Consider the following 19,386-nt stretch of genomic DNA (forward strand, 5'->3'; position numbering starts at 1 on the left):
AATGTTGTCCCGCGGCCAGTTGTTGACCGTAGGACGACGGGAGCCCCTGAATGTTTGGTCGCCCCCCATTCCCGAGCGAGGGACTCTACGACGGGCAGCACGAGCACGATGCTTGTGGTGTCGCCTTCGTCGCGACCCTCACCGGTGAACCGAGCCACGACATCGTGGCCAAGGCTTTGACCGCCCTGCGCAACCTCGAGCACCGCGGCGCGTCCGGCGCCGAACCGGACTCCGGCGACGGTGCCGGCATCCTGATCCAGATCCCGGACGCCTTCTACCGCAAGGTGTGTGAGTTCGAGCTGCCGGTGCAGCGCGCGTACGCCGCCGGCATCGCGTTCCTGCCCGCGGACGCCGACGACGCGGCCAAGGCGATCGACCGGATCGAGGAACTCGCCGCCGAGGAGAACCTGACCGTCCTGGGCTGGCGCGACGTGCCGACCACCCCGGACCTGCTCGGTGCGACCGCGCGTTCGGTGATGCCGACGTTCAAGCAGCTCTTCGTCGCCGCGAAGGCCGGCCGCGTGCTCGGCCTGGCCCTGGAGCGGATGGCGTTCCGGCTGCGGAAGCGGGCCGAGAAGGAGACCGAGACCTACTTCCCGTCGCTGTCCGGCCGGACCATCACCTACAAGGGGATGCTGACCACCGACCAGCTGGACAAGTTCTTCCCCGAGCTGACCGACCCCGACTTCGCCTCCGCGATCGGCGTCGTGCACTCGCGGTTCTCCACCAACACGTTCCCGTCCTGGCCGCTGGCCCACCCGTACCGGTACATCGCCCACAATGGCGAGATCAACACCGTCCAGGGCAACCGGAACTGGATGCGAGCCCGGGAAGCGCTGCTGGCCAGCGACCTGATCCCCGGCGACCTCGAGCAGCTCTACCCGATCTGTACGCCGGGAGCTTCCGACTCGGCGTCCTTCGACGAGGTCCTCGAGCTCGTGCACCTGGGCGGCCGGTCGTTGCCGCACGCGATGCTGATGATGATCCCGGAGGCGTGGGAGAACGCCGCCACGATGGACCCGAAGCGGCGCGCGTTCTACGAATTCCACTCGACCCTGATGGAGCCGTGGGACGGTCCGGCCTCGGTCGTCTTCTCCGACGGCACGAAGGTCGGCGCCGTCCTCGACCGCAACGGCCTGCGCCCGTCCCGCTACTGGGTTACCGAGGACGGTCTCGTCGTACTCGCGTCCGAGGCCGGTGTCCTGGACATCGACCCGGCGACCGTGACCGAGAAGGGCCGGCTCGAGCCGGGCAAGATCTTCCTGGTCGACGTCGACGCGCACCGGATCATCACCGACACCGAGGTCAAGAACGCGGTCGCCGCCGAGCACCCGTACGACGAATGGCTGCACGCCGGCCTGATCAGGTTCGAGGACCTGCACGAGCGTGAGCACGTCGTCCACAGCCACGCTTCGGTGACGCGTCGCCAGCAGGTGTTCGGGTACACCGAGGAGGAGCTGCGCGTCATCCTCACCCCGATGGCCCGGGCGGGTGCCGAGCCGATCGGCTCGATGGGGACCGACACGCCGATCGCTGTACTGAGTGACCGGCCGCGGATGCTGTTCGACTACTTCGCGCAGCTGTTCGCCCAGGTCACCAACCCGCCGCTGGACGCGATCCGCGAGGAGCTCGTCACCTCGCTGTCGTCGTCTCTCGGCCCGGAGTCGAACCTGCTCAACCCGAGCCCGGCGTCGTGCCGCCAGGTCGTCATCCCGTTCCCGGTGATCACCAACGACGAGCTCGCCAAGCTGCGCCACATCAACCTGGACGGCGACATGCCGGGCCTGGCCACCACGGTGCTGCGCGGAGTGTTCGACGTCGAAGGCGGGGGAGAGGCCCTCGAGGCCCGGCTCGGTGAGATCTGCGCCGAGGCCGACGCGGCGATCAAGGACGGTGCACGCATCCTGGTGCTGTCCGACCGCCATTCCAACGCCGACAGCGCACCGATCCCGTCGCTGCTGCTGACCGCCGCGGTTCATCACCACCTGGTGAGGGAGAAGACCCGCACCCAGGTCGGTCTGGTCGTCGAAGCCGGCGACGTCCGCGAGGTCCACCACGTCGCCCTGCTGATGGGGTACGGCGCGGCCGCGATCAACCCGTACCTCGCGCTGGAGTCGGTCGAGGACCTCTGCCGCCACGGCACGTACCTGCCGGGCATCGAGCCCGAGCAGGCCGTCCGCAACGTGGTGAAGTCGCTCGGCAAGGGCGTCCTCAAGGTCATGTCGAAGATGGGTGTGTCGACGGTCGCGTCGTACACGGGTGCCCAGATCTTCGAGGCGAACGGGCTGTCCCCGGAGCTGGTCGACACCTACTTCACCGGGACGTCGTCGAAGCTCGGCGGGGTCGGGCTCGACGTGATCGCCGAGGAGGTACGGCGGCGGCACCTGCGCGCGTACCCGGCCGACGGGATCCTGCCCGCGCACCGCAAGCTGGAGATCGGTGGCGAGTACCAGTGGCGGCGTGAGGGTGAGCCGCACCTGTTCGACCCCGACACGGTCTTCCGGCTGCAGCACAGCACCCGGACCGGGCGCTACGACATCTTCAAGCAGTACACGGCGCGGGTGAACGAGCAGTCCGAGCGGCTGATGACGCTGCGCGGCCTGTTCGGGTTCGAGAGCGACCGGGAGCCGATCTCGATCGACGAGGTCGAGTCGGTCAGCTCGATCGTCAAGCGGTTCTCCACCGGCGCGATGAGCTACGGGTCGATCAGCGCCGAGGCGCACACGACGCTGGCGATCGCGATGAACCAGCTCGGCGGCAAGTCGAACACCGGTGAGGGCGGCGAGGACTCCGACCGTCTGCACGACCCGGCCCGGCGCAGCTCGATCAAGCAGGTCGCGTCCGGCCGGTTCGGCGTCACCGCTGAGTACCTGACGAACTCCGACGACATCCAGATCAAGATGGCGCAGGGCGCGAAGCCGGGTGAGGGCGGTCAGCTGCCCGGCAACAAGGTGTACCCGTGGGTGGCGAACACCCGGCACTCGACCCCGGGTGTCGGCCTGATCTCGCCGCCGCCGCACCACGACATCTACTCGATCGAGGATCTGGCCCAGCTGATCCACGACCTGAAGAACGCCAACCCGTCGGCGCGGATCCACGTGAAGCTGGTGTCCGAGGTCGGCGTCGGCACGATCGCCGCGGGCGTTTCCAAGGCGCACGCCGACGTCGTACTGATCTCCGGGCACGACGGCGGCACCGGTGCGGCGCCGCTGACCTCGCTCAAGCACGCGGGCGGTCCCTGGGAGCTCGGTCTGGCCGAGACCCAGCAAACCCTGCTGCTGAACGGTTTGCGGGACCGGATCGTCGTCCAGACCGACGGTCAGCTGAAGACCGGGCGGGACGTCGTCATCGCGGCGCTGCTCGGTGCGGAAGAGTTCGGCTTCGCCACCGCACCGCTGGTCGTGTCGGGCTGCATCATGATGCGGGTCTGCCACCTGGACACCTGTCCGGTCGGCGTCGCCACGCAGAACCCGGTGCTGCGCGGCCGGTTCTCCGGCAAGCCCGAGTTCGTCGTGAACTTCTTCGAGTTCATCGCCGAGGAGGTCCGCGAGTACCTGGCCGAGCTCGGCTTCCGCTCGCTGGACGAGGCGATCGGGCACGCCGAGGTGCTGAACATCGAGCGCGCGGTCGACCACTGGAAGGCCGACGGGCTCGACCTGTCGCCGATCCTGCACGTGCCCACGCTGCCCGAGGGGGCGTCCCGGCACCAGACCGTCGGTCAGGACCACGGCCTGGACAAGGCGCTCGACAACGAGCTGATCCGGATCTGCGAGCCTGCTCTCGAGAGCGGCGAGCCGGTCCGGGCGCAGCTGGCGATCCGGAACGTCAACCGCACCGTCGGCACCATGCTCGGTCACGAGATCACCAAGCGGTACCGCGCGGCCGGCCTGGCCGACGGCACGATCGACCTGACCTTCACCGGATCGGCCGGCAACTCGTTCGCCGCCTTCGTCCCGCGCGGTGTGACGCTGCGACTCGAGGGTGACGCCAACGACTACGTCGGCAAGGGCCTGTCCGGTGGCCGGGTCGTGATCCGGCCGGATCGCCGGGCCCGGTTCGATGCCGCCGACCAGATCATCGCCGGCAACGTCATCGCGTACGGCGCGACCTCCGGCGAACTGTTCATCAGTGGTGGCGCGGGGCAACGGTTCTGCGTCCGGAACTCCGGTGCCACCGCGGTCGTCGAGGCGGTCGGTGACCACGCGTGTGAGTACATGACCGGTGGGCGCGTCGTCGTACTCGGCGCCGTCGGCCGGAACTTCGCGGCGGGTATGTCGGGCGGCGTGGCCCACGTACTCGATCTGGACCGCGCCCTGGTGAACCCGGAGCTGGTCGATCTGCTCCCACTCACCGAGGACGAGTCCGACCTGTTGGAGGATCTGGTGCGCCGGCACCACGAGGAGACCGGTTCGGAACGGGCGGCCAAGCTGCTCGCCGACTGGGACGCGGCCGGTTCGCGCTTCACCACAGTGATGCCCCGCGACTACGCCCGGGTGCTCGCGGCCAAGGCGGCCGCGGAGCGGGACGGGCTGGACGAGGACGCCACCACGCGAGCGATGATGGAGGCCATCTGATGGCTGACCCGAAGGGGTTCCTGACCACCCAGCGTGAGGTCGCCGACCGGCGGCCGGTCGGCGAGCGGGTGCAGGACTGGAAAGAGGTCTATCCCGGTGGGCCCGGCAAGGCACTGCTGCCGATCATCACCAAGCAGGCCGGCCGCTGTATGGACTGCGGGATCCCGTTCTGCCACAGCGGCTGCCCGCTGGGCAACCTGATCCCGGAGTGGAACGACCTGGTCTGGCGGGACGACTGGTCGAGTGCGATCGAGCGGCTGCACGCGACCAACAACTTCCCGGAGTTCACCGGCCGGCTCTGCCCGGCGCCGTGCGAGACCTCGTGCGTACTCGGGATCAACCAGGACCCGGTCACGATCAAGAACGTCGAGGTCGCGATCATCGACAAGGCCTGGGAGACCGGCGATGTCCGGCCCCAGCCGCCGGAGTGGCTCACCGGCAAGACGATCGCGGTCGTCGGTTCGGGGCCGTCCGGTCTGGCCGCCGCCCAGCAGCTGACCCGCGCGGGTCACACCGTCGCGGTGTACGAGCGGGCCGACACGCCCGGCGGCCTGCTGCGGTACGGCATCCCCGAGTTCAAGATGGAGAAGCTCCAGGTCGACCGTCGGATCCAGCAGATGAAGGAGGAGGGCACGGTCTTCCGCTCCGGCGTCAACGTCGGCGTGGACGTGACCGGCACCCAGCTCAAGCAGCGGTACGACGCGGTCGTGATCGCGACCGGGGCCACCGCGGCCCGCGACCTGCCGGTGCCGGGCCGCGAGCACGGCGGCATCCACCAGGCGATGGAGTACCTGCCGCAGTCCAACCGGGCCTCGCTCGGGCAGACCGTCGAGGACCAGATCGTTGCTACCGGCAAGGACGTGGTCATCATCGGCGGCGGTGACACCGGCGCCGACTGCCTCGGTACGGCGCACCGCCAAGGGGCTCGCTCGGTCACCCAGCTGGAGATCATGCCGCGACCCGGTGACGACCGGCCGTCCGGCCAGCCGTGGCCGACGTACCCGATGATCTACCGGGTCGCCTCCGCGCACGAGGAGGGCGGCGAGCGGGTCTACTCGGTCTCCACCGTCAACTTCGAGGCGGATGCCGACGGCAACGTGTCCGGGCTGAACCTGGTCGAGGTGGAGTTCAAGGACGGGAAGTTCGTGCCGGTCGAGGGCACCGAGCGGACCATCCCGGCCCAGCTCGTGCTGCTCGCGATGGGCTTCCTCGGCCCGGAGCGCGAGGGGTTCCTCGAGCAGCTCGGGGTCGAGCTCGACGAGCGGGGCAACGTCAAGCGGGACAAGAACTACCACACGTCGGTCGAGGGAGTCTTCGCCTGCGGCGACGCGGGTCGCGGCCAGTCCCTGATCGTCTGGGCGATCGCCGAAGGCCGCTCCTGCGCCAACGGGGTGGACACCCACCTGACCGGTTCGTCGACGCTGCCGACGCCGATCCCACCGACGGCCCGCCCACTCGCGGTCTGACCGCTGCGGGCCGCAGGCAACATAATGTTGCTCGCGGCCCGCAAATCCGGGCCAGAAGATGCATCGGCTTGACCTTCGCAATAGGTTTGATCACATGGCTAGGCGCCTGGTGACCAGATCTCGGCTCCGTGCGATCGCACCGTGGGCCGCCCTCACCGTGCTCTGGCTGCTCACCTCGGTGCTGGTCGGGGTGCTCGGGTTCGCGAACGACTCCGAACGCGTCACGATCGGCGCGCACGCGGCCACCGTCTCGCCGACCTTCGACGGCCACGCCACCATCGATCTCGGCGCGGTGCTGCCCCGGCTGCGGATCCCGACCGACGCACCGGGCGGTATCGGCGTCACCGTCGACGTCCAGGAGACTGATGCCGGCAACCTCACCGAGCTGCTCACCCGCGACACCTTGATCGCCTCCCAGCCCGACGGTGAGATCGGCCGGATCCGGCAGGTGATCCAGCAGATGGCGGTCGACAACGCGGTGGCCGGCGCCGGTTCCGGGCTGCTCGTGGTCGTGGTCGTCGCGACGATCTGGACCGCACTCGGCCGGCAGCGCCGGCAGGAGCTGTGGCACAAGGTGCATCGGCACGAACGCCGGTTCGAGCACCGGGCGATCGTCGTACTGGTCGCGATGCTGATCACGATCGCGTCGATCTTCGGGCCGGCCCGGATGCGGACGGCCGACGTACCGCCGACCGAGTGGAAGCCGTTGTTCAAGCTGCTGCCGGAGATGTCGTTCGACGACCGGCTGAAGTCGGTCGAGGTCGCGGCCGGGTTCTCGACGACGGGCGGCGTCGGCGTGATCCGGACGCTGGTGGAGACGTACCGGAAGTCCACCGAGCTGTACGGCCGGTTGAAGGACCGGGTCAAGGAGGTCGCGCCGGAGATCCACCGGCCGAACGAGGGAGACACGGTCGCGCTGCTGGTCTCGGACCGGCACGACAACATCGGTATCGACGGGTTCGCGGCCGAGGTGGCGAAAGCCGGTGGCGTGAAGCTGCTGATCGACGCCGGTGACGACACCTCGTCCGGGCAGAGCTGGGAAGCGTTCAGCATCAACTCGCTGAAGCAGCACTTCAAGGACATGAAGGTGGTCGCGGTGGCCGGCAACCACGACGCCGGCGGCCACGTCGAGGACACCATGCGCAAGAGCGGCTTCACGGTGCTGGACAGCAAGCCGGTCGAGGTCGAGGGGATCCGGTTCCTGGGAGACAGCGACCCGACGAAGACCGGGCTCGGCAGCGCGGACAGCCCCGGTGACGAGACCATCGAGCACCAGTCGGAGCGGCTCGCCGACGTCGCCTGTGACCAGCCCGACGACAAGCGGATCTCGACGATGGTCGTGCACGACCCGTCCTCGTTCGCCGCCACGGCCGAGCGCGGGTGCGCGACGCTGCTCCTGTCCGGTCATTTGCACCGCCAGGTCGGTCCCGTGCACACGGTGGTCGAGGGCCGCTCGGTGACGACGTACACGAACGGGACGACCGGGGGAGCGGCCTACGCGTTCGCGCTGGGGTACACGCTGCGGAAACCAGGTGAGGTCACCCTGATCACGTACCAGAAGGGGAAGCCGGTGGGGCTCCAGACGGTCACCGCGGAACCCAGTGGCGACGTCACCGTCGGGGGCTACAACACCTTGCCTTCTTGACGATTCAGGCATCGCCACTGGTTGTCATCACCTGTTAACTGCCCAGTAACGGGGGTGGACCAGCGGGGGCAGTGGTTTGTAGGAGTAGGGTTTTGTGACGTGCGTCGCGCAAAGATCGTTTGTACGCTCGGCCCGGCTACGGCCGCCCCCGAGCGCATCCTGGAACTCGTCCAAGCAGGTATGGACGTCGCAAGGCTGAACCTGAGCCACGGCGCCCATGCCGAGCATGAGCGCATCTATCAGCGGATCCGAACCGCTGCCGCCGAGACAGGCAAGAACGTCGGCATCCTGGTCGACCTGCAGGGCCCGAAGATCCGGCTGGCAGAGTTCGCCGAGGGCAAAGCCACGCTGACCTACGGCGAGCGGTTCACCATCACCACCCGTGAGGTCCCTGGTGACGTGACCATCTGCGGTACGACGTACGACGGTCTGCCGGGTGATGTGAAGCCGGGTGACCAGCTGCTCATCGACGACGGCCGGATCGCGCTCGTCGCCGAGGAGGTGACCGCGACCGACGTGGTCTGCCGGGTCACCGTCGGCGGGCCGGTGTCGAACCACAAGGGCATCAACCTGCCCGGTGTCGCGGTGAGCGTGCCGGCGATGTCCGAGAAGGACGTCGAGGACCTGCGCTGGGCGCTGCACCTGCCGGCCGACATGATCGCGCTGTCGTTCGTCCGGGACGCGGCCGACATCCAGCTGGTGCACAAGATCATGGACGAGGAGGGGCTGCGGCTCCCGGTCGTCGCCAAGATCGAGAAGCCGCAGGCGGTCGCCAACCTGGACGAGATCATCGAGGCGTTCGACGGGTTCATGGTGGCCCGTGGTGACCTCGGCGTGGAGCTTCCGCTCGAGGAGGTCCCGCTGGTCCAGAAGCTGATCATCGACCAGGCCCGGCTGAACGCGAAGCCGGTCATCGTCGCCACCCAGATGCTCGAGTCGATGATCTCCGCGCCGCGGCCGACCCGGGCCGAGGCGTCCGACGTCGCGAACGCCGTACTCGACGGTGCCGACGCGGTCATGCTCTCCGGTGAGACCAGCGTCGGGCGGTTCCCGATCGAGACCGTCAAGACGATGGCCCGGATCGTGGAGTCGACCGAGGACCATGGCCTCGGCCGGGTCGCCGAGATCCAGTGGGAGCCGCGGACCAAGGGCGGCGTGATCGCCCGGGCGGCCGCGGACGTGGCCGAGCGGCTGGACGCGAAGTACCTGGTCGCGTTCACCCAGTCCGGCGACACCGCGCTGCGGCTGGCCCGCTACCGCACCGAGATCCCCGTGCTCGCGTTCACCCCGGTCCCGTCGGTCAGCGCCTGGCTGAGCGTGGTCTGGGGCATCGAGACGCACATCGTCCCCACCGTCGACCACACCGACGAGATGGTCCGCCAGGTAGACCAGCGCCTGCTGGAACTGGGCAAGCTGAAGAAGGGCGACCTGGTAGTAATCGTCGCCGGCTCCCCACCCAGCCTCCCCGGCTCCACCAACGCCCTCCGAGTCCACCGAATGGGCGACGCCATAGAAGGCATAGCCCCGGCCTACCGAAACCCCACCCCGTAACAACCACGGGAACCAAGAACAAAGCAAGAGAAGACAAAGAACTAGACACATAGAGCAGTGGTTGAGGCGGGCGGTCGACTGGCTGCCCGCCTCAGGCATGAAAGAACAAGACAAGACAGAGATTCAGAGCTGTGGCTGAGCTGGTAGCCGAGTGCGGTCCCGCTCAGGCTGATGAGCGGACCTCTGAACCACCTCTATTGGGACCAACCGGGGTTGAGAGCTGGCGGCTGATGTGGACCGCGCCTGAGCGCTTGCCTTCTGCGCGTCTCAGGGTCCGGTAGGCGGGCGGATGGCTACCGGGGGTGTCGGGCGGGGCGGTGAGCGAAAGGGTCGTCGGAACAGATACAGTTCTCCTGCGACCTGGCCGGGTTGGTGGAATGGCAGACACGACGGACTCAAAATCCGTTGCTCGCAAGGGCGTGTGGGTTCGAATCCCACACCCGGCACAGAACTGTCGGTGCTCGGTCTGAGCATGAGACATGCCTCACTTCAGGTCGCAGGAGACGGTGGACTCCGCGTTGCGGATGTCGGACGAGGGTGTCAGCGATCGGGAGAACGCAGAGATCCACGGCGTCGCGATCAAGACGATCCGGCGCTGGCGGCGCTTGTACCAGCGGCGTGGACTGCCGCGGGGGACCGGGTTTCAGGGGACGCCGTGCCCACGGTGTGATGACGCTGAGCTGGATGAGGCGGCGTACGCGTTGCTGCTGGGGTGGTATTTGGGGGACGGGTGTATCGCACGGGCACGGCGGGGCGTGTTCACGCTGCAGATCATCAACGATCTGAGGTACGTGCGCCTCAATCAAGAGATCGCGGACACCATCAAGCGGGTCAAGCCGAATGCCAGCCCGTGTCGGCGTGAAGGCGGTGGCGCAGTCCGGATCGAGGCGCGGTGGAAGCACTGGCCTTGTTTGTTTCCGCAGCATGGTGCCGGACGGAAGCACCTGCGGCGGATCGAGTTGATGGACTGGCAGCGGGAGATTGTTGCCAAGTACCCCGAACAGCTCCTGCGCGGACTGTTTCACTCCGACGGCAGCCGCTTCCTCAACTGGGCCGGTAAGGCCGACGGCAGGCGCTACTACTACCCGCGCTACATGTTCTCGAACGAGTCCGACGACATCCGGCAGATCCTCACGGATGCGCTGGATCTGCTCGGGATCGCCTGGCGACGGTCGCGGCGGAGTGTGATCGCGGTGAGCCGGAAAGAGGCGGTCGGCGCGCTGGATGGGTTCGTCGGTCCGAAGAGCTGAGTGCGGGGTCGATAAGGTGTGGGGGTGACTGCTAAGCGTGTGGTGATCGCTGAGGATGAGGCTTTGATTCGGATGGATCTGGCCGAGATGCTGGCGGAGGAGGGGTACGACGTTGTCGGGCAGGCGGGGGACGGGGAAGAGGCCATCCGGCTGGCGACCGAGCATCGGCCCGATCTGGTCATCCTCGACGTCAAGATGCCGAAGCTGGACGGGCTGAGCGCGGCGGAGAAGATCGCCGGTGACCGGATCGCACCGGTGCTGATGCTGACCGCCTTCTCGCAGCGTGAGCTGGTCGAGCGGGCCCGCGACGCCGGCGCGATGGCGTACCTGGTGAAACCGTTCTCCAAGGCCGACCTGCTGCCCGCGATCGAGATCGCCGCCTCCCGGTACGTCGAGCTCGCCGAGCTGGAGCGTGAGGTCGCCGACCTGGCCGAGCGGCTGGAGACCCGCAAGCTGGTCGACCGGGCCAAGTCGATCCTGCAGACCAAGTTCGGGCTGTCCGAGCCGGACTCGTTCCGGTGGATCCAGAAAACCGCAATGGATAAAAGAGTTTCCATGCGCCAGGTCGCGGAGTTGGTTGTTGACGAGGCTGGCGGTAGCGACTGAATCACTCTCTGTTCGCCGCCCTGAGCGCGCGTACAGCAATGACCTAACCCCATGCTGCTTACCGCTGTAACGACCTCACAACACACGCTCCGTCACATCGCCGGAAGAGCTCAGGGAGGTCTAACCTGCGGGTGCTCGCGGCAAACGCGGGAGTCCGGGGATCGCCGGACTTTCCAGACATGGGAGGAACAGTGCACCAGCGTTCCGTAGTAAGGGTCGGCGCGTCGCTGATCGTTGCGTCGTTGGCCCTGACTGCCTGCGGCTCACGCAGCGGCGACGACTCCGGGGGGGACTCCGGAGGGTCGACCAAGACCGCCAAGATCGGCGTGATCGCGCCTCTGTCGGGAGACTTGTCGGCACTTGGTCTGGGCATCCAGCACTCGGTCGAACTGGCCGTGAAGCAGGCGAACGACTCCGGCGCGATTCCGGGCTGGAAGCTCGAGGTCGTCCCGAAGGACGACGAGGGCAAGCCGGACCCCGGTAAGAACGCGGCCACCGCGCTCGCCGGTGACGCCGACGTGATCGGTGTGGTCGGCACGCTGAACACCAGCGTCAGCCAGCAGGTCCAGCCGGTGCTCGCCCCGAAGAACATCGTCCAGGTCTCGCCGGCCAACACCGGCCCGGGCCTGACCCAGGGTGCACAGTGGCAGACCGACCCGAAGCGGCCGTACCCCACGTACTTCCGCACCTGCACCACCGACGCCATCCAGGGTCCCTTCGCCGCTCGGTACCTCTACGAGACCGCGAAGATCACCAAGGTCGCGACGATTCACGACAAGAAGGCGTACGGCCAGGGTCTGGTCGGCACCTTCACCGAGGAGTTCAAGAAGCTGGGTGGGACGATCACGTCGGCCCAGACCATCAACCCGGACGACGCGAACTTCCAGGCCGTGATCTCCGCGATCAAGCCGAGCGCCCCGCAGGCGGTCTACTACGGTGGTGAGTACCCGCAGGCCGGTCCGCTCTCGCAGCAGATGAAGGCCGCCGGCCTGAACGTCCCGCTGATGGGCGGCGACGGCATCAAGGACCCGAAGTACATCACCCTGGCGGGTAAGACGGCGACGAACGACCTGTCCACCTCCGTCGGTGCTCCGACCGACTCCACCGAGGCCGGCAAGAAGTTCCTCGCCGACTACAAGACGGAGGGGTACAAGGAGGACTCGGCGGCGTACGGCGGTTACTCCTACGACGCGGCGAATTCGATCATCAACGCGCTCAAGACGTCGCTGAAGGATGCCAAGGACGTCGAGTCCGCGCGCCAGGCCACGGTTGATGCCCTGGGCAAGGTTGCGTTCGACGGCGTGACCGGCAAGGTCGCCTTCGACCAGTACGGCGACAGCACCACCAAGGTGCTGACCGTCTACAAGGTCGACGCCGGCCAGTGGGCCACGGTCCAGACCAAGGCGTTCGAAACCAAGTAAAGAAAGTCGACCTCATGCCCCGGGGGTGGGAGTGATCCTCCCACCCCTGTGGCGTGTCATAACTGAGGCAGATGGGAGGTCGACGTGGACCAGTTCCTCCAGCAGCTCGTGAACGGGCTGACGCTAGGGTCGCTGTACGCCCTGATCGCGGTCGGGTACACCGTCGTCTACGGCATCGTGCAGCTCATCAACTTCGCCCACGGCGAGGTGTTCATGATCGGTGCGTTCGGCGCACTGACCACGTACCTGTTGTTCTTCAACGGCAAGACCGGTGTCTGGATCCTTCCGATCATGATCATCGGCGCGATGATCGCGTCGGTCGGCACCGCGGTGCTGATGGAACGTGTCGCGTACCGTCCCCTGCGGAACGCGCCACGACTCGCACCGCTGATCACCGCCATCGGCATCTCCGTCTTCCTGCAGGAGTTCATCCGCCTGTTCTACGAGCGTCCGGGCTGGACGGTCGCGGTGTTCGCCGGCCTGGCCGTTGCCATCGGCTACGTTCTCGGCGCCCGCCGGGAGAAGACGAACCTGAACCACCCGGTCAGCAAGTGGTACGACCGTGCTCCGTTGCTCGGTGCAACTTTCGGCGGCGTGCTGCTGTGGGCCGTGGTCCGGCTGGTCAACCCTGATCTGACCGTCCTGCTGATCCCCGGTGTGATCATCCTCGGCGCGCTCGTCGGTACGGCGATCGGCTGGGTGGCCGGCAAGCTGGCCCGCTCGAAGGCGCGCGCGGAGACCTCGCTGCAGACGATCGCGCTGGCCGCGGCCGCGTCCGCCGCGGCGGCCGAGCTCGGCTGGGTGATCTTCGAGAAGATCATCTCCGACCTGACCCTGAAGGGTCAGCCGTACGAGTGGCCGAGCGCCAAGCAGCGCATCCCGTTCCCGCAGATCGACGTGGTCACCGGACAGGCGATCGACGTCGGCGGCGTGATCATCCAGCGGTCCGCGATCTTCACCGTCGCGGCGCTCGTGGTCTGCGCGATCCTGCTCTGGTTCTTCGTGAACCGGACCCGGCTCGGCCGCGGTATGCAGGCCGTCTCGCAGGACCCGGACACCGCCCGGTTGATGGGTATCAACGTCGACCGCATCATCGTGGTCGCGTTCGCGCTCGGCGCCGTACTCGCGGCCATCGCGGGTGTCTCGCAGGGCCTGCAGAACAACAACATCGAGTTCCGGATGGGCTTCCTGGCCGGTCTGAAGGCGTTCACCGCCGCTGTCCTCGGTGGTATCGGCAACATCTACGGCGCCGTCGTCGGTGGTCTGGTCCTCGGTGTCGTCGAGGCGATGGCCACGCAGTACATCCCGGGTCAGTTCGGTGGTAGCACCTGGAAGGACGTGTGGGCGTTCGTGATCCTGATCCTGGTCCTGGTCTTCAGGCCGCAGGGTCTGCTCGGCGCGAGGGTGGTGGACAGGGCATGACGGATGTGAAGACACCTCCGGTCGCACCGGAGGCTCCGGCGGACAAGCCGGCCAAGCCCATCGCCTGGCCGCTCGGCCTGGCCGGTGTGGCGCTGCTCATCGTGGGCTCGTTCCTGTCGTGGAGCTACGACGGCAACATCCTGAACGACCTGTCGATCAACTTCTATCCCGGTGGTCTGCAGATCCTGGCGATCATCGCCGCGCTGCTGTCGCTGGTCCTGCTGCTGGCCGAGAAGGGCCCGCTGACCAAGCTGGGCGCCTGGCTGGACGTGACCGTCGGCCTGCGCATGCTGGGTACCGGAATGGCGCTGTACATGGCGCTGGTCATCGTCGCGATCTCGGTCGAGTCCGACGGCCTGATCAACGTGAACCCGGGCGGTTACGTCTCGCTCGTCGGTGCTCTGCTGCTCGCGGTCTCGGCCTGGATGCTTCCGTTGCGGCAACTGCGGGACATGAGCGAGGCGAGGCTGCCGAGCTGGGTCGAGATCCTCGCGATCGCGGTGTTGATGGCCGCGGTGCTGTTCATCGCCGCGTACGCGCTCGGGCTGCAGGACGCCTGGTCATTCATCCTCTGTCTGGTGTTCGTCGCCGTGGTGGCGACGGCGCTGTTCCGGACCGGGACGATGACGTGGATCGGCCATGTCGGGCAGCGGAACAAGAAGGTGCTCACGCTGGCCGCGTTCGTGGTCGCGTTCGTGTTCCCGTTCACCCAGAACGGTTCGGACGCGAACATGTCGATCGCGAACCAGGTGCTGATCTTCGGCGCCACCGCGATGGGCCTGAACATCGTGGTCGGCCTGGCCGGCCTGCTCGACCTCGGGTACATCGCCTTCCTCGGCGCCGGTGCCTACACGGCCGCGGTGCTCTCGACGTCGGCGTTCGCCACCGTCGGGTGGAAGCCGCCGTTCCTGGTCGTCGTGCTCGTCGGTGCGTGTGTGTCCGCGATCCTCGGTTTGATCATCGGTACGCCGACACTGCGCGTGTCGGGCGACTACCTGGCGATCGTGACGCTGGGCTTCGGTGAGATCTTCCGGTTCTCGATGGGCAACCTGGACGGCAACAACGGCCCGAACCTGACCAACGGCCCGAACGGTGTGCCGGGTATCCCGGACCTGGAGGTCGGCGGGTTCAACTTCGGCAAGGAACATGTGGTCGCGGGTATCGACCTCGGCCGGTTCTCGAACTACTACTTCCTGCTGCTGATCCTGATCGGCTTCGTCATCCTGGTCTTCTCCCGGCTGAACAACAGCCGGATCGGCCGTGGCTGGGTGGCGATCCGGGAGGACGAGAAGGCCGCCGAGGCGATGGGCGTGAACGTCTTCGGCCTGAAGCTGCTCGCGTTCGCGATCGGTGCGTTCCTGGCCGGTCTGGCCGGCACCATCAAGGCCCATCAGGACGCCGCGGTCAGCCCGGACCAGTACCAGTTCCTGGAGTCGGCGTTCCTGCTCGCCGCGATCGTGCTCGGCGGTATGGGCACCATCGCCGGTGTGTTGCTGGGAGCAACGATCCTGAAGCTGCTGCCGGAGAAGCTGCGGTTCTTCTCCGAGTACCGGCTGCTGATGTTCGGCCTGCTGCTGGTGCTGATGATGCGGTTCCGGCCTGAGGGTCTGGTCGCGAGCAGACGCAGACAGCTGGAGTTCCACGAGGAGGACGAGGAGCTGGCCGTCGCGGTCGAAGAAGAGCGCCTCGTCATCGAGGAGGCGAAATGACCACCGTCCAGGACAGGGCCCGGCCCCAGGTGACCGGCGCGACGGTTCTCGAGGCCACCGGTGTGACGATGCGGTTCGGTGGTCTGCTGGCCGTGAACGACGTGAACCTGACCGTTCGGCAGGGCGAGATCGTCGGGCTGATCGGCCCGAACGGGGCCGGCAAGACCACGTTCTTCAACTGCCTCACCGGCCTGTACCGGCCGACCAGCGGCCAGGTCCGGTTCGCCGCCTCGCCACGGCAGAAGAAGAAGCGGGCCGCCTTCATCGAGGTCCTGACCGGGAACTCCTCGGTGTTCAGGAGGCGCCGCGAGGTGCCGCTGATCGAGAAGGCGGAACGACCGACCCTGACGGCGCCGGTGGACAGCGAGCTGGCACCGCTGCCGCCGAAGCCGCGCGCCGTGGTCCGGGCCGGGATGGCCCGGACGTTCCAGAACATCCGGTTGTTCGCGAACATGACCGCGCTGGAGAACGTCATGGTCGGCCGGTACTGCCGGACCAGCTCGGGCGCGCTCACCTCGATCCTGCACGGGCCGAAGTTCCGGTACGAGGAAGCGGCCACCCGGCAACGTGCCCAGGAGCTGCTCGAGTTCGTCGGCCTCGGTAAGTCGACCGAGCACCTGGCCCGGAACATGCCGTACGGCGACCAGCGCCGGCTGGAGATCGCCCGGGCCCTGGCCACCGACCCGAAGCTCATCCTGCTGGACGAGCCGACGGCCGGTATGAACCCGCAGGAGACCCGGCAGGCCAGTGACCTGATCTTCAAGATCCGGGACTCGGGCCTGGCCGTCGTGGTGATCGAGCACGACATGCGGTTCATCTTCAACCTGTGCGACCGGGTGCTCTGCCTGGTCCGCGGCGAGGGTCTGGTCGAGGGCACGCCGGACGAGGTGCAGTCCGACCCGCGCGTGATCGAGGCCTATATCGGCACCGGCGAGGACGACGACGAGGAGGTGGACGTCACCGACGCCCACGTCCAGGACACCACGATCGTCGAAGAGGGGAACCACTCGTGACCGCGATGCTCGAGGTCAAAGACCTGGAAGTTGCCTACGGCAAGATCGTTGCGGTGAAGAAGATCAGCTTCAGCGTGGAGCAGGGTCAGGTGGTGTCGCTGATCGGTACGAACGGTGCCGGCAAGACCACCACGCTGCGGACGATCTCCGGCCTGCTCCGGCCGTCGTCGGGCGAGATCCTGTTCCAGGGTGAGCGGATCGACCACGTGGCCGCGCACGACATCGTCGTACGCGGGCTGGCGCACTCGCCGGAAGGGCGGCGGATCTTCCCGAAGCTGTCGGTCGAGGAGAACCTGCTGCTCGGCGCGTTCGCGCGCCGGGATCCGGCCGGAGTGCGCTCGGATCTGAACGCGGCGTACGACCTGTTCCCGATCCTGGGGGAGCGGCGCAAGCAGCCGGCCGGGACGTTCTCCGGTGGTGAGCAGCAGATGCTGGCGATGGGCCGGGCGATGATGAGCCGGCCGAAGCTGCTGATGCTGGACGAGCCGTCGATGGGTCTGTCGCCGATCATGATGAAGCGGATCATGACGACGGTCACCGAACTGCAGAAGCAGGGGACGACGATCCTGCTGGTGGAGCAGAACGCGCAGGCGGCGTTGAAGCGGGCCGACTTCGGCTACGTGCTGGAGGTCGGCCAGATCGTCCTGTCCGGCACCGGTCGCGACCTGCTGGTCAACGACGAGGTCCGCAAGGCGTACCTCGGCGAGGACTGACGTCTTGCTGCTGGTTCAGTTGCGGATGACAACGAGCAACTGAACCAGCAGCGGCGCGACGATCAGCGCGGGCAGCAGATCCGCGACCGCGACCTGCTTCAGTTTCAGCAGTCTGAGCGCGACACCGATGAGCATCACGCCTCCGGTCGCGCCGAGCGCGGTCACATGCGCGTCCGGCAGTACGTCGCCCAGCACCGCACCGACCGCAGTCATCAGGCCCTGTACGACGAGTACGACGAGAGCGGACGCGGCTACGCCCCAGCCGAAGGACGCGGCGAACGCGATCGACGTGAAGCCGTCCAGGACCGCCTTGAGGAAGAGCTGATCCGCGCCGCGGCCCAGGCCGTCCGACAGGGCGCCCAGGAACGTCAGCGGGCCGACGCAGAACACCATCGACGCGGACACGAAGCCCTCGACGAACTTGCCTTCGCCTTCACCCCGGTCGAAACGCCGCTGGATCCACGCACCGAAACCCTCCAGCCGTTGCTCGATGCGCAACAACGACCCGGTGATCCCGCCGATCAGCATGGCACCGAGCACGATCAGGACCGGAGCACTGTCGCCGACGGCATCGCTGAGTACGTCGTCGCCCACGGTGAGCGCGGCCGAGATCGCGATCAGCAGCGTGACCAGACCGATCGCGTCGGTGACCAGCTCGCGGGTCCGGTGACTCAGCCGATGGCCGATGAGTACGCCGAGTACCGACCCGACGAGCACTGTCGCGACGTTCACGACGGTGCCGATTCCGATGAACAAACCTGTCTCCGATCAGCCCGGGTCGCGCTGCTTTTGCAACTGACCCCCAAGGGCCTACTGTTGCGCGAGGACGAGCGTATCCGCCGTCCTCGTTCACCTCGGGGGTGGACCAGACCAGGAGGTCGCTGTGGCATCAGCCATCGAGGTGAGGGACGCCCGGCGGGGTGATGCCGCAGCCTTGGTCGCGTTGTGGCGCGAGCTGAGCACCGCCGGTGGCCATCCGTCCCGGCTGCCCGCGACGCCGTCCGAGGCGGCCGTGGAGGTTGCCGTCAGCAAACACCTCGACGACCCGTTCGGCCGGCTGCTGGTCGGCGAGCTCGACGGCGTGGTGCACGGCATGGCCTACCTGCGCCGGACCGCGATCAGCCCGCTGCACGAGGACCTGACCGTCACGATCGAGTACCTGCATGTCAGTGACGAGGCCCGTCGGCACGGCCTGGGCAAGGCGCTGATCGCGGAGGCGGTCGGCTGGGCCGAGCACGAGAGCTGCGCACATCTGGCCGTGGTCGCTCCGGCCGTCGCGCGCGAAGCGAACAGGTTCCTTGCGCGCTTGGGCCTCGGACAGGCCGGCGTACTGCGGTTCGCGAACACGCACACCGTGCGTCGCCGGCTCGCCGCCGAACACGCACCGAACCTGCTCGCGCTGCTCTCGTCGCGACGGTCAGTAGCGGCCCGGCGGGCTCAGCTCGGCCGCTCGTTCCCGGCCGCGGTCCCGCCGTTGGGTGCCGTCCCACCGCTCGGCACCGTCCCGCCGCTGGGTGCTGACGTCACTTACCCTGCGGAGCCTGAATCAGCTGGCACGTGATCCTGGCGGTGCAGACCCGCTTGTCCCGCTCGTCGGTGATGACGACCTCGTACGACGTGGTCGTCCGGCCGAGGTAGATCGGCGTGGCCACACCGGTCACCGTCCCCTCGCGCACCGCACGGTGATGGGTGGCGTTGATGTCGACGCCGACGGCGACCTTGTCGTAGCTCGCGGCGTGCAGCGCCGAACCGATCGAGCCGAGGCTCTCGGCCAGGACGCAGGACGCGCCGCCGTGCAGCAGCCCGTACGGCTGGGTGTTGCCCTTGACCGGCATGGTCGCGACGACCCGGTCCGGTGTCGCCTCGCTGACAACGATGCCCATCAACTGCAGGAGGGTGCCCTCCATGCCCATGCCGGGTCCGAGGTCGATGCTCTGATCAGTCACAGGGGCAGACTACCTGCGCGCGGGCGGGTCAGAACTGTCCATGGGAACCACTAGAGTCGGTGTGTGGCTC

At 67.6% G+C, this 19,386-nt stretch carries 14 protein-coding genes and 1 tRNA gene; 13 read left to right on the plus strand and 2 right to left on the minus strand.

Translation table 11 applies throughout. The features are described from left to right. The first annotated feature begins 50 nt into the window (after positions 1-50). The 12 genes from gltB (at position 51) to AB0L70_RS21290 (ending at position 17,370) form a co-directional block, all read left to right on the plus strand. On the plus strand, positions 51-4,574 hold the full coding sequence (gltB, locus tag AB0L70_RS21235; protein ID WP_363686578.1) for a glutamate synthase large subunit: 4,524 nt from the start codon (positions 51-53) through the stop codon (positions 4,572-4,574). Next, positions 4,574-6,040 carry a glutamate synthase subunit beta gene (locus AB0L70_RS21240; RefSeq protein ID WP_363686580.1) on the plus strand — a complete coding sequence of 489 codons (1,467 nt, stop codon included), beginning with the start codon at positions 4,574-4,576 and terminating at the stop codon, positions 6,038-6,040. The genes gltB and AB0L70_RS21240 overlap by 1 nt, the downstream gene beginning before the upstream one ends. Positions 6,041-6,134: 94 nt before the next feature. Continuing rightward, positions 6,135-7,685: a metallophosphoesterase family protein gene (locus tag AB0L70_RS21245; protein ID WP_363686582.1), complete on the plus strand. Its 1,551-nt coding sequence runs from the start codon at positions 6,135-6,137 to the stop codon at positions 7,683-7,685. Positions 7,686-7,784: 99 nt separating this feature from the next. Next, entirely contained in the window at positions 7,785-9,236 is a 1,452-nt protein-coding gene (gene pyk / locus AB0L70_RS21250) for a pyruvate kinase (protein ID WP_363686584.1), read from the plus strand. 363 nt (positions 9,237-9,599) lie between these two features. Further along, positions 9,600-9,682, plus strand: a tRNA-Leu gene (locus tag AB0L70_RS21255). A gap of 33 nt (positions 9,683-9,715) precedes the next feature. Then, positions 9,716-10,486 carry a helix-turn-helix domain-containing protein gene (locus AB0L70_RS21260; protein ID WP_363686586.1) on the plus strand — a complete coding sequence of 257 codons (771 nt, stop codon included), beginning with the start codon at positions 9,716-9,718 and terminating at the stop codon, positions 10,484-10,486. A gap of 24 nt (positions 10,487-10,510) precedes the next feature. Beyond that, positions 10,511-11,092, plus strand: coding sequence for a response regulator (locus AB0L70_RS21265; protein WP_363686588.1), 582 nt, complete (start codon positions 10,511-10,513; stop codon positions 11,090-11,092). 179 nt (positions 11,093-11,271) lie between these two features. Further along, positions 11,272-12,513 carry a branched-chain amino acid ABC transporter substrate-binding protein gene (locus tag AB0L70_RS21270; RefSeq protein WP_363686590.1) on the plus strand — a complete coding sequence of 414 codons (1,242 nt, stop codon included), beginning with the start codon at positions 11,272-11,274 and terminating at the stop codon, positions 12,511-12,513. Positions 12,514-12,597: 84 nt separating this feature from the next. Further along, complete coding sequence (locus tag AB0L70_RS21275; RefSeq protein ID WP_363686592.1) at positions 12,598-13,935, plus strand: branched-chain amino acid ABC transporter permease; 1,338 nt, start codon at positions 12,598-12,600, stop codon at positions 13,933-13,935. Beyond that, the gene (locus AB0L70_RS21280; RefSeq protein WP_363686593.1) at positions 13,932-15,644 is read left to right on the plus strand and encodes a branched-chain amino acid ABC transporter permease; all 1,713 of its coding nucleotides are present in this window, start codon (positions 13,932-13,934) and stop codon (positions 15,642-15,644) included. The genes AB0L70_RS21275 and AB0L70_RS21280 overlap by 4 nt, the downstream gene beginning before the upstream one ends. Further along, entirely contained in the window at positions 15,641-16,657 is a 1,017-nt protein-coding gene (locus AB0L70_RS21285) for an ABC transporter ATP-binding protein (RefSeq protein WP_363686595.1), read from the plus strand. Before AB0L70_RS21280 ends, AB0L70_RS21285 begins: the two co-directional genes overlap by 4 nt. Further along, positions 16,654-17,370 carry an ABC transporter ATP-binding protein gene (locus tag AB0L70_RS21290; RefSeq protein WP_363686597.1) on the plus strand — a complete coding sequence of 239 codons (717 nt, stop codon included), beginning with the start codon at positions 16,654-16,656 and terminating at the stop codon, positions 17,368-17,370. The genes AB0L70_RS21285 and AB0L70_RS21290 overlap by 4 nt, the downstream gene beginning before the upstream one ends. Before the next feature lie 15 nt (positions 17,371-17,385). Here the strand turns inward: AB0L70_RS21290 and AB0L70_RS21295 are convergent, their stop codons facing one another. Further along, positions 17,386-18,126, minus strand: coding sequence for a DUF554 domain-containing protein (locus AB0L70_RS21295; RefSeq protein ID WP_363686599.1), 741 nt, complete (start codon positions 18,124-18,126; stop codon positions 17,386-17,388). 127 nt (positions 18,127-18,253) lie between these two features. Here AB0L70_RS21295 and AB0L70_RS21300 point away from each other — a divergent pair, with 127 nt between their 5' ends. After that, a complete protein-coding gene (locus AB0L70_RS21300; protein WP_363686601.1) occupies positions 18,254-18,931 on the plus strand; it encodes a GNAT family N-acetyltransferase in 678 nt (225 codons plus the stop codon). On the opposite strand, the gene AB0L70_RS21305 is transcribed toward AB0L70_RS21300, so the two are convergent. Further along, positions 18,894-19,316, minus strand: a complete 423-nt coding sequence (locus AB0L70_RS21305; RefSeq protein ID WP_363686603.1) for a hotdog fold thioesterase — start codon at positions 19,314-19,316, stop codon at positions 18,894-18,896. The two genes, AB0L70_RS21300 and AB0L70_RS21305, sit on opposite strands and share 38 nt — an antisense overlap. Positions 19,317-19,386 lie beyond the last annotated feature (70 nt).

The sequence above is a fragment of the Kribbella sp. NPDC051952 genome, assembly GCF_040680855.1.
Lineage (GTDB): Bacteria > Actinomycetota > Actinomycetes > Propionibacteriales > Kribbellaceae > Kribbella.

What these genes read in the sequence shown, in the direction of transcription:
- gltB (WP_363686578.1), top strand. Translation starts at nt 51, where the DNA reads ATGTTTGGTCGCCCCCCATTCCCGAGCGAGGGACTCTACGACGGGCAG.
- AB0L70_RS21240 (WP_363686580.1), top strand. Translation starts at nt 4,574, where the DNA reads ATGGCTGACCCGAAGGGGTTCCTGACCACCCAGCGTGAGGTCGCCGAC.
- AB0L70_RS21245 (WP_363686582.1), top strand. Translation starts at nt 6,135, where the DNA reads ATGGCTAGGCGCCTGGTGACCAGATCTCGGCTCCGTGCGATCGCACCG.
- AB0L70_RS21260 (WP_363686586.1), top strand. Translation starts at nt 9,716, where the DNA reads ATGCCTCACTTCAGGTCGCAGGAGACGGTGGACTCCGCGTTGCGGATG.
- AB0L70_RS21270 (WP_363686590.1), top strand. Translation starts at nt 11,272, where the DNA reads ATGGGAGGAACAGTGCACCAGCGTTCCGTAGTAAGGGTCGGCGCGTCG.
- AB0L70_RS21280 (WP_363686593.1), top strand. Translation starts at nt 13,932, where the DNA reads ATGACGGATGTGAAGACACCTCCGGTCGCACCGGAGGCTCCGGCGGAC.
- AB0L70_RS21285 (WP_363686595.1), top strand. Translation starts at nt 15,641, where the DNA reads ATGACCACCGTCCAGGACAGGGCCCGGCCCCAGGTGACCGGCGCGACG.